Below are 10,642 nucleotides of genomic sequence, written 5' to 3'. Positions count from 1 at the left end.
CTCTTACCAAGCTATGCTGCTCGCTTTGATCCATATTGACGAGTAGAGCTGCCATATTAGGTTCTACCGGCAGTGCAAAATAAACCGCCTGCGGACATTCGCTGCTGAGTACCGCTTTCATTTTGTCGAGCCAATAGGAATCATCATATCTTTCCCTGCTCATGCTGTTCAGAGACTTCAAATCTGCCCCAATCAGCCGATAGCTGTTATGAGGAAATGCTTCTGCAAGGACGTGGTCATCCACATCGATCTCGTAACCGGATATTAGCTTCTCTACAATATGTTTAATGGATAAAGCCTCGTTAGTTGATTCCACTAGCTTCAGAGACGGAATTTTTTGCGCCGTTCGTTTCACCGTGTCTAATAGCTGAATAGCTTCAAGCTTAGGTTTTAAAATATAGTCAACTACGCCGCTTTGAAAGGTCGATCTCACATAATCAAACTCACCATAACTGCTCAATATGATGACTTCAATCTCTGGATATCTTGCCTTTATTGCACGAGTTAACTCTTCTCCGCCCATAACTGGCATAACGATATCAGTGATCACAATATGAGGCTCGACGCGCTCGATCAGCTCAAGCGCCTCTTTTCCATTTGATGCCTCTCCTACAATCTGGAAGCCCTCCTGCTCCCAATTTAACAGATGCTTAATTCCCTGCCTGACTAATAGTTCGTCATCTACAATAACAACACGACATGAAATTTCCATTCGTAAACCTCCGCCATCCCCGTCATTTTTTTCTATCAAATAAGAAGGCAATCATTCATAATAGCTGCGAATAACAATATCTTGGTCATAATTCCCGAACCCTTTTCCATAAAGGGTGAGACCGCCGCGGCCATGCGACGTATCATCCGCCCTTATGCGGAATGTCCACTGCGAACGATTCCATGATACATCATCAATCGTCATATCAGAAATTTGCTGACCATCGATAAAGGAACCTTTTTTATTTATTCGAAGCACCTTTAATAAGCCATACTGATTAACGTCAGAATGCCACCAATCTGGTGAATAACGGCCTCTCATCCGGCCGAAGTCGCCAGGACTCGTCCACATGCCAAGCTTTTGCTCATTCAGAGTAAATTGAATATCTGACGGCCAATTCTCATTGACATAGGGTGCCTCTGATCCAATTTCAAATGATATTTCAATTTCCTGTACGACCTGATCCTTAAATAAATAATTAGGAATTTTGTATTCAACAAAACCTCTAGTGAACCATAAAATCCCTGCTTGAACACGCTCAGGATCCATAAAATAAGTGGGCATGTCATAATGCCCGATCATCTTCTCCGTCGATGCAATGCCGCAGGTCGGAGCAGCTTCAATATCCGTATAATGTCCAACCGGCATGGACACTTCCTTATATTTTCTAGAACTCTCTGCATATTTAGACAGTTTAACTTGGAGATACTCTGCCGACAAGGAGCAATATTTATAAGTGCCTCCATTTATTCTGCGCATTCTATAACTAACGAGGCCGGCATTTTGCAGCTTGTTGACATGGGTGCTTACAATTGCGCTGCTCAAATACAACTCTGCAGCAAGCTCCTTTATATGCATCTCTTTGTTGTTCAGCAAATCAATAATTTGCAAGCGCACTTCGCTCGCAAGCGCTTCGTATACACGCAGCGACGCTGCATCGGTTGATAAATACATGTGAAACTCACCCGCTTTTACAATTAGTAATTTAGTTAATCCTAAAGCAATTCACAACAATCGTATTGAATGTATTTATTTATTATGATAAATATTAGATATTAAATCAACAAATATGAATTAGTTAATACATTAATTCAACTAGGAGGAAAATTATTCATGTCTATGAAATCTACCATGCATATTGATAAAAACTTCACACTTTCCGCAGTCGACCCACGGCTCTATGGATCATTCATTGAGCACTTAGGCAGAGCGGTATATGGGGGAATTTACGAGCCCGGCCATCCTACCGCAGATGAAAACGGCTTCCGCGGCGATGCATTGGAGGCCATTCGCTCTTTGAATGTGCCAATTATACGTTATCCAGGAGGAAATTTTGTATCCGGCTATAATTGGGAGGATGGCGTCGGGCCTAAATCCGAGCGCAAACGTCTTCTTGATCTTGCATGGTGGACAACAGAAACGAATGAAGTAGGAACAAACGAATTTGCAGATTGGGCGAAGCTTGTCGGCTCAGAAGTGATGATGGCTGTAAATCTTGGAACACGCGGCATTGATGCGGCTAGAAACCTTGTTGAATATTGTAACCATCCATCAGGGTCTTACTACAGCGATCTTCGCATTTCACATGGCTATAAAGAGCCTCATAAATTTAAAACCTGGTGCTTAGGGAATGAGATGGACGGACCTTGGCAAATCGGGGCAAAAACTGCTGTGGAATATGGAAGACTTGCGAATGAAACGGCCAAAGCAATGCGCTGGGTCGATCCATCCATCAAGCTTGTTGCTTGTGGCAGCTCATCTAGCGGCATGAGCACTTTCGCGGAGTGGGAAGCAACCGTGCTTGACCTTACCTATGATCAAGTGGACTTCCTATCGCTTCATACGTATTACAACAATAACGAAAACGATTCCTCCAACTTCTTGGCAAAATCGCTTGATATGGATCAGTTCATTTACAGCGTAACAGCCATTTGCGATTATATGAAGGCAAAGAAACGGAGCAAGAAAAAGCTGATGCTCTCGCTTGATGAGTGGAATGTATGGAACTCGATAGGCTCAAGCCGAGCAGAAGAGCTTTGGCAAGTAGCTCCACCTGAATTCGAGGATGTGTATACACTTGAGGATGCACTGGCTGTAGGCTGTTTCCTGATTACGCTGCTCAAACACGCGGACCGCGTAAAAATGGCATGTATCGCTCAGTTGATTAATGTCATCGCCCCAATAATGACAGAGACCGGCGGGCCATTATGGCTGCAAACGACCTATTATCCTTATCTTCACGCTTCCGTTTATGGAAGAGGAACCGTGCTTCATCCGATTATTTCATCACCAAAATACGATTCCAAGGATTTCACTGACGTTCCTTATTTAGAAGCAATCAGCGTTTTCAATGAGGAACTAGGTGAAATTACTATTTTCGCCGTCAATCGTCATTTATCCGAAGGACTTGAGCTTGATGTAGATGTGCGCAGCTTCGGCGATGTAAGCATTATCGAGCATATCGTTCTGGAGCATGATGACTTGAAAGCAAATAATACGAAAACGAACCCAAGCAACGTCGTACCTCATAACCGCGGCACTGCCAAAGCTGATCATGGAAACGTTAAAGCGATGCTCGGTAAAGCATCTTGGAACGTGATCAGACTTCAAACTAACAGAGGTTAATTAAGCCTCTCAGAATAGAAAATATACTAAAAAACCGCTGAAGCTATAGCTTCAGCGGTTTTTTTCTAGTTCTATTGAATATGAAGCATTCGCATTCGCATAGCTCCAGCTGGCGTCTCAACCGATATAATATCTTCTATGCGGCTCATCAGCAGCTGTCTTCCGACAGGAGAGAGGAACGAAATGTTATTCTGCTCCGGATCTGCGTCATGGGGATAAACAATTTTGAACGTATCTGAGGTAGCGTCATCCAAATAAGAAATGGTAACCTCGCAGCCTATAAATACGGTTGATGGCAATCGCTCATCCGATGATTTCAGCTCTTTCTCGACAAACTGTACATATTCGGTAATAAATTGATAGATTTGCTTACGCTCTGACTCCTGTTTGGGCGCATGCGCATCAAGAAAAGCTTGCTTCTCTTCTCCCAAAACTACGAGCTGAAGCCTTAGTTGATCTCTAAGGGTATTTAAGGGAAGACTATGGTTCATAGTATACTTCACCCCCTAAAGACGTATTGCGCAGCGGCAAGGTTTGGACGATGATTCGCATCATTTGCTGCTTCCTCCTTATAAAAATATAGGCCTCTAAGAGTAGAGGCCTTGCTCCCATATTATCAGACTTCAATCAGAAGTCCAATCTCTAGTTTTATTTGATCGAACCATTGAATTAACCTAGCGCTTCTCTATCCTCATTTGTCTCGCAAGGCAGTAGCACAAGCATTGTATAAGGGAGTTTCATATTGTATAGAAGACTACTAGGAAAGGAGCTGACAATATTGTCTTGCAGACCATTTTGTCCGACAGTCCGGGTATATGATCCTCCAGTAACGGTTACCAGAGATGTTTTCCATCCACAAATCATAGAGGTAGTTCACCAAGTAAACGTTGTTACACGTCATCACTGTGTTCCTTGTGAAAAACACCTTTATCAATACTGCTATGTTGATGAAAATCAAGTAGGTGGCGAACAAGAAAACAGATCAAACCGTTCGCATAAACGCCATAAAAGCGAGAGATCCTATATTTCGAGAGCAAAAAAGAAAAAATCAAAAAAATAGTTGAAAGACAAAGAGAGCCTTCTTTCAGAGGCTCTCACTTTGTTCACTTTTACATAGAAATGCGTATTTAAGGTGTTGTAGCATCATCGTTTGTTATGGCATCATCCGTCGTATCAGGGGTGTTATTGGCGCCGTCTTCAATCACGTTGCTGTTGCCATTATTGTCAACATCCTTATCATTATTGCAAGCGGAAGCGGTAAAAATAACAACTATACTCATCATCGTTATCAAAAGCAATTTATTAAGCTTTTTAGTAGGTTTATTCATGCTCAGTGCTCCCTTCAGCTTCGTTGTATGATTATTCTTAAACAATACTTACCCCGCAGGAAATAATTGAATCAACAAAAAAAGACCGGAATCGGTCTCTTTTCTTTGAAATCGCCTATGAAAACGATATAGAGTCAATAAAATGATCCTTTGCGCATCTCAGTAAAATGAAATAATCCAGATCGATGATTCGATTCTCTTACCTTGTCGATCATTTCGCACAAGCTTACCATCGTATCCGTATCTCTTGTTGATGAAGCGATCTGATACAGCGTATTAAAGCTTCCTAAAGCATTCTCTTTATTAACTGCCCCGCTCTTCAAATTACTTAACACTCGTTCGCTCTCACTGTTAATGAACCAAACTATCCGCTTTCTGAAATTCGAATTAGTCATGAGCAACCCTCCGCTGTCAATAAAATAGCACCTGTTTAGTATAGCTTCATGAATAATAAAACGTTGTCGAAGTAAGAAGTCGAAAAAAAATATTTCACAACAAAAATCCCGCTCCTTCACGGTTAGTGAGAAGAGCAGGAATATTGTCATGCTACTATAAGCATATATTCGTTCTAAATGATGTATGGATTCGCTCCTTCAAACAAAAATAATTATATAAATTTATAGCTAACAAAAGCGAGCTCGCGGCTATCCGGCGACCAAGAGTTCACATTGATTGTGCCCTGACCGCCAAATAATTCAGCAATGACAGCATGTGGTCCGCCTTTGCTTGGCATTAGACGAATTTCAACATCTTTATTGGCAGGATGATCGTTCGGCTCAACATCACCCTTGCGGTAAGTAATATAAGCAACGGATTCACCATCGGGAGACACATGTGGAAACCAATTATTGCTCTCATCAAATGTCATTTGAGTCTGCTCGCTTCCATCAACGTTCATGCGCCATACTTGCATCAAGCCAGTTCTTGTCGAATTGAACCAAATATGTAGGCCGTCCGGCGAATATTCCGGTCCATCATCCAGACCAGACGTATCGGTCAGCTGTGCTTCAATCCCGCCGTGAGCCGGTATCGTATAAATGTTGTACTGACCATTCCTTTCTGCACAGTAAGCGAGCGAGGCGCCGTCAGGAGACCAGCCGTGCAAATAGCTTGGCGCTAACGGTGTAATTAGGGCAGGCAAACCTTCAGATAATGAAAATATATAAATTCGTGATTTTCCATCCTCCTGCGTGTGATGGCTTACCGCTAATTGCGTATTGTCAGGTGATAAAACATGATCATTGTTGCAATGATTGGCATACCCCGACTCGATCAGCTTGCTTTCCCCAGTTGCTAGCTCAAAGGTGTAGAGCAAACCTCCGCTGTTATAAATAAGATGGTTGCCGTCTTTGGTCCAGTTTGGCGCTTCAATTAAATGATTAAATTCAGCCAAAACTTTGCGTTCGCCAGTTTTCACATCGATCTTTTCAAGCATGCTGACTAATGTGCGCTCTTCATTATTTCGGGATTCTTGTGCAGCTTCCATCTCATATCTACCGCCTTATATAAGTATAATTTCTAAAATCTGCATTCACTTGTATCACGGCACCTCATTCGTGAACACGTGTTTATACATATTAAAAAATAAATCCTATTTCTTAAATAGGACTTAATTCTATGTTGTTTTGATCATTATGAACACGCGTTAACAGGTACATCATACACAAAACGTGAAATCGCTGTCAATCCTTTTTACTCTCAAACGCCTTATTTCATTACATCATCTTTCACTTGTGTCTTCTTATATTCCAAATAACGCATAATGGCCACAAGCAAATTCAAAACACCCATTGCCATCATACTGTATATCGGCCATAAGTCTTGGAAAGTAGGCATATGAACGCCGTTGCCAACAGGTCCGGTTTTGGGCTGACTCGCATCCCATAGCGCGTACCAAAGTAAACCGACTGACATTACGATTATAAGAACACATGTGACAATGTAAATGACATGCCTAGTCATACCGTCATTTTCTCGCCTGGTTTCAGAACTTTTCCGTTAATCCCTCTGTCTTGCAGCTGCTGCACGAAGCTTTCAGCCTCTTGGCGAATGACAGGAAAAGTATTGTAATGAACAGGTACAACCAGCTTCGCGTTATACCATATTGCTGCTTGCAGCGCATCATCTATCCCCATCGTATAATGATCGCCAATCGGAATAAAAGCGATATCGATCGAATGACGGTCACCAATCATTTTCATATCGCCAAATAATGMGGTATCACCTGTATGAAGAACATTTAGTTGTTCCATATTTACAATGTAACCGGCAGGCATGCCACCGTACAAAATGGTTTTGTCCTCTTCGACAACGATCCCTGAGGAATGGAACGCTTGTACCATTTTAGCTTTGGCAAATCCCAAATCTAACGTTCCGCCAATGTTCATGCCGATCGTTTTTACACCCTTCCATGACATATAAGCCGCGAGCTCCGGGTTCGCCACAACAGGAGCATCATTGTTTAATGCAATCTGATCCGCATCTAAAATATGGTCCATATGAGCATGAGTGAGGAGTACGGCATCCGTCTTTATCTCCTCCGCTTTCGTAGTGGCAAGCGGATTGCCTCTCAGAAAGGGATCGATAATAAGCGATTTATCCCCCGCGATCAATTGAATACAAGAGTGTCCATGATAAATAATATCCATAAAAACATCATCCTCCTTCGTTTTAGTTGAAAGCTTGGGCTTGCTTTACGTCTCATTATATCGTTATTCTTTTACGCGTGCGATCACTCGTGCTATGGATGAGTCCGCTTGAATAAGGAGCGGCAGTGCTATAATTTCAAAGGCTTGAATGCCAATCAGCCGCTTCACATTCGCTAAATTTTCTATAATAAAAATATTGCTGCCAAACAAGCTTTTATGAATGGAAAAAGGATAGCGGTCAGGCGAAGGTGTATCTAAACCGATCATTTTCACCTTTTTTCGAATAAGCAAATCAACAAAATCGGCGGTCAAAGCCGGATAATCGCTGAAATAATAAGGTTTCCCATAAAAATCGCCGTGCCCAGTATGTAAAATAACGATCTGTCCCTCATGAATACGTGTTTCGTACTCTTCTTTGTAATCGACTACTGCAGCTCCAGTTACATCCAGCAGCACGCCATCTCCAACAAATTGCTCGACTGAGGTTTCTGTCATATATTTCTGAATGTCCAATAAGTGCATCGGGCCGTCGATATGAGTGCCTGCATGCATATTAATCGATAATTGGTGGTTATTGTACCCATCACTTTGAAAATGACTGCTTTGCACCAGAGTCGTCTCTATGTGCCCCGGAAATACCGGCATTCCGTCATGAATCATATGCGTCAAGTCTATGATCATACTGCCACATCCTCCTGCATGAATTGTCTTTATCTTACATAAAAACTATATCATATCAGAGTTGATTACGAAAATGAGCTTTAACGGCAGGGAGAGAAAAAAACCAAAATGGACTTGGCGTAGAATTGATTTGATTTAGATCAAGTAACGAGGAGAGTGAAGCATAAGTTTGAGGTTTATTGTTATTTGGTTAAATTGAAGTTTGCAGGTGTGAAGCTTTAATGCCCAGCGATATTTTCATAACCAATTGTTTCAATTGCTTCTGCTGAAGCACGGCTTCCTTAACAAAAAAAGCTTCATCACGAATCAATGCTGCAAGTGTATCCATCGCTGCTTTGGCTGCAAGGAACTCATCTTCAAGCAAATAATAAGCCGCTTGATAGGCATATGTTTCATGCTGCTTCAGGATGGATGCTTTCCATTGCAGCTCACCATTTCTTATTAATGTCGTATTCACAGCAACTATTCACCCTCCTGAAGTACCTTTTCCACGCGTTGTATGGATAAATTAACTATACACAACACCTCACCATCCACCTAGTACCATGTTTCTGTAGTACTTGACAAACGTGAAGGAAGATTAAAAAAAGGATGGCCCCTTCAAATAAGGAGCCATCCGCTTAAAATCTATTATGCATTAAGCCAAAGGCACCCGCTTAGCTAAGCTTTCAAACTTAATCAAATGCGTGTTTACTTGTGATTGAATGCCTTGTAAATATTTAAGTGTCGCTTTGTTCTGTTTTACCAAAGAAGGGTTTTCGTTGAATGCGACAGCGTAATGCTTCATCACTTTGCCCTTCATGAACTGAATGGTTGAGAAAGTACCATTTTTCCATGCTTCCTTCATCTTCACATTCGTACCGATCACTTGAAGATTCATCGTTGCATCTTTGTAGTTAAAGCTATATGCTGGCTCATCTTTCACATGCAATACGGAATATCCTGCTGTGAATTTGTCATTCGTAAACTGACCGAATTGGATCTTATGAGATTGTACACTGCCATCCGAGCGGATAATCTTCGTATTCAATGAACCATTGCCTGATTTAATATCGTTTTTCCAAGCGCCATCGTATGTAATTTCTGTGCCTTCGCTTGTAGATCTGCTCACAAATTTACCAAGCCCGCTTCGTTTGCCGTCCACCCAATCACCTGAATACGTTTTTGTTTGGTACCAGGACATTGTTCCCTTTCCATGCGGTTTGCCGTTTTTCAATTGTCCGTAATATACGACGTTTTTTGAAATTTCAAGATACTCTTTTTTGACAGCGGCTTCTGCGGTGGTTCCTCCACTTGTTCCTGCAAAAACAACGACTACCAGAAACAAACTTAGCATAAGTGAACACATTTTTTTCATTGAACATCACTACCCCATTCTTTGTTTGTTTAAATTCATTCTATTAGGCTAATACACACCCTATGCGAATTTGAAACATTTCCCAAAAATGATGTTCGGCTAAGCGGATCATTTTCTCTTTTTAATCCCATTTTATTTGATGGATTTCTACTGAGCAGCATCCCTATCCTCAGTTATAATCGCATAAATCGCATGGTCTTCCCAAACGCCATTAATTTTCAAATATTTAGTGGAAAGTCCTTCGTATCTAAAGCCAGCTTTCGTAAGGACTCGAACCGATGGCAAGTTTCTTGGCATGACTCCAGCTTGAATACGATGCAAGCCGATTTGATCAAACGCAAAATGGACACATAATGATACAGCTTCAGTCGCATAACCTTTGCCGTTATGCTCTTGATCAAGGAAGTAACCCAGATACGCATTTTGAAAAGGGCCTCGCGCGATGCCTGATAATTCGATTCTCCCTATAAGCTTATTCGACTCGTTAAGAAACACGCCAAACACAAAACCTTGATCATTAGCCGCAGCTTGCAGGCTTGATTCAATCATTTTTTTCTGTTCATCGACCGTAAAATAATGCTCTGGCCTTATAGGCTCAAATGGCTGAAAAAAATGAAAATTCCTTTGTCTAATTGCAAGCAGCTCTTCGGTATCCTTTATTTCTAATGGAGACAGATATATTTTCTCACCTTTCACAAACCATCACTCCTAAGCTTTTTATTTGTGTATGAAATGCCATTTTCCGCATCAATGCAATACTCATTATACTCATCTTTATAAGCATTGTAATTTTTTCGAAAAATCTGTTTTTAAACTTGCATACATTTACAATTTACAAACCATAATAACCTTACATCCCATGAAGGAGTGATAAAACATGAGCAGAAGAAGTTCGAATACTTTAGTCGTACCGCAAGCAAGACAAGCCATTTCTCAAATGAAAACAGAGGCAGCACAGCAATTAGGTGTACAGTTCTCGCAAGATGGTTATAACGGTAATTTATCGACTCGTGATGCAGGCTCAATCGGTGGATATATTACGAAGAAGCTCGTCCAAATTGCTGAACAACAATTAGGTCAACGCAACTTCTAAACAACAGCCAAAGGCCCTCCGCTTTGTGGAGGGCCTTAACTACGGGGTGGTAAACCATGAATCAACCATTATCCATGAACTTATATGATCAAGTAAACCAATATTTCGAAGAAAGCTCAGACTTCGTCAAAGAGGATTTTCTCATTCATAACAGAAAAATTCAACTTTGCTATTTTGAATCTCTAGTAAACATTAATG

Annotated in this window: 14 protein-coding genes; 2 read left to right on the top strand and 12 right to left on the bottom strand. The window is 41.3% G+C overall.

All coding sequences use genetic code 11. The annotated features are described in order from the left end of the window. The coding region (locus AC1DSE_RS22085; RefSeq protein ID WP_477528188.1) for a response regulator at window positions 1-712 on the bottom strand (712 nt) is incomplete at its 3' end. Window positions 713-763: 51 nt separating this feature from the next. Next, a complete protein-coding gene (locus AC1DSE_RS22080; RefSeq protein WP_441882064.1) occupies window positions 764-1,666 on the bottom strand; it encodes an ArsR/SmtB family transcription factor in 903 nt (300 codons plus the stop codon). A 159-nt stretch (window positions 1,667-1,825) separates the two neighbouring features. Between AC1DSE_RS22080 and arfA the strand changes: the two genes are divergently transcribed. After that, complete coding sequence (arfA, locus tag AC1DSE_RS22075) at window positions 1,826-3,337, top strand: arabinosylfuranosidase ArfA (RefSeq protein ID WP_477512629.1); 1,512 nt, start codon at window positions 1,826-1,828, stop codon at window positions 3,335-3,337. 71 nt (window positions 3,338-3,408) lie between these two features. Here arfA and AC1DSE_RS22070 read toward each other — a convergent pair whose 3' ends face one another. The 10 genes from AC1DSE_RS22070 to AC1DSE_RS22025 all read right to left on the bottom strand — a co-directional run bounded on the left by AC1DSE_RS22070 (window position 3,409) and on the right by AC1DSE_RS22025 (window position 10,047). Then, window positions 3,409-3,828, bottom strand: coding sequence for a GreA/GreB family elongation factor (locus AC1DSE_RS22070; RefSeq protein WP_477512628.1), 420 nt, complete (start codon window positions 3,826-3,828; stop codon window positions 3,409-3,411). 636 nt (window positions 3,829-4,464) lie between these two features. Then, window positions 4,465-4,665 (bottom strand): hypothetical protein, encoded by a 201-nt coding sequence (locus AC1DSE_RS22065; protein WP_477512627.1) that lies wholly within the window; start codon window positions 4,663-4,665, stop codon window positions 4,465-4,467. A gap of 134 nt (window positions 4,666-4,799) precedes the next feature. Beyond that, window positions 4,800-5,060 (bottom strand): hypothetical protein, encoded by a 261-nt coding sequence (locus AC1DSE_RS22060; RefSeq protein ID WP_076270117.1) that lies wholly within the window; start codon window positions 5,058-5,060, stop codon window positions 4,800-4,802. A 212-nt stretch (window positions 5,061-5,272) separates the two neighbouring features. Then, window positions 5,273-6,151 carry a TolB family protein gene (locus tag AC1DSE_RS22055; RefSeq protein ID WP_477512626.1) on the bottom strand — a complete coding sequence of 293 codons (879 nt, stop codon included), beginning with the start codon at window positions 6,149-6,151 and terminating at the stop codon, window positions 5,273-5,275. Window positions 6,152-6,372: 221 nt separating this feature from the next. Continuing rightward, a complete protein-coding gene (locus AC1DSE_RS22050) occupies window positions 6,373-6,627 on the bottom strand; it encodes a hypothetical protein (RefSeq protein WP_477512625.1) in 255 nt (84 codons plus the stop codon). Further along, complete coding sequence (locus AC1DSE_RS22045; protein WP_477528187.1) at window positions 6,624-7,313, bottom strand: metal-dependent hydrolase; 690 nt, start codon at window positions 7,311-7,313, stop codon at window positions 6,624-6,626. Before AC1DSE_RS22045 ends, AC1DSE_RS22050 begins: the two co-directional genes overlap by 4 nt. A 63-nt stretch (window positions 7,314-7,376) precedes the next feature. Further along, window positions 7,377-7,994 (bottom strand): cyclase family protein, encoded by a 618-nt coding sequence (locus AC1DSE_RS22040; RefSeq protein WP_441882049.1) that lies wholly within the window; start codon window positions 7,992-7,994, stop codon window positions 7,377-7,379. A 190-nt stretch (window positions 7,995-8,184) separates the two neighbouring features. Further along, window positions 8,185-8,451: a hypothetical protein gene (locus AC1DSE_RS22035; RefSeq protein ID WP_441882046.1), complete on the bottom strand. Its 267-nt coding sequence runs from the start codon at window positions 8,449-8,451 to the stop codon at window positions 8,185-8,187. 180 nt (window positions 8,452-8,631) lie between these two features. After that, window positions 8,632-9,351: an MORN repeat-containing protein gene (locus AC1DSE_RS22030; protein WP_441882043.1), complete on the bottom strand. Its 720-nt coding sequence runs from the start codon at window positions 9,349-9,351 to the stop codon at window positions 8,632-8,634. A gap of 147 nt (window positions 9,352-9,498) precedes the next feature. Next, window positions 9,499-10,047 carry a GNAT family N-acetyltransferase gene (locus tag AC1DSE_RS22025; RefSeq protein ID WP_477512624.1) on the bottom strand — a complete coding sequence of 183 codons (549 nt, stop codon included), beginning with the start codon at window positions 10,045-10,047 and terminating at the stop codon, window positions 9,499-9,501. 181 nt (window positions 10,048-10,228) lie between these two features. Here AC1DSE_RS22025 and AC1DSE_RS22020 point away from each other — a divergent pair, with 181 nt between their 5' ends. After that, window positions 10,229-10,444, top strand: a complete 216-nt coding sequence (locus AC1DSE_RS22020; protein WP_339208485.1) for an alpha/beta-type small acid-soluble spore protein — start codon at window positions 10,229-10,231, stop codon at window positions 10,442-10,444. The last annotated feature ends 198 nt before the right edge of the window (window positions 10,445-10,642 follow it).

The organism is Paenibacillus sp. 01L418, assembly GCF_056400045.1.
The sequence above is the reverse complement of the archived record's forward strand: the minus strand, read 5'-3'. Positions and strand labels throughout refer to the sequence as shown.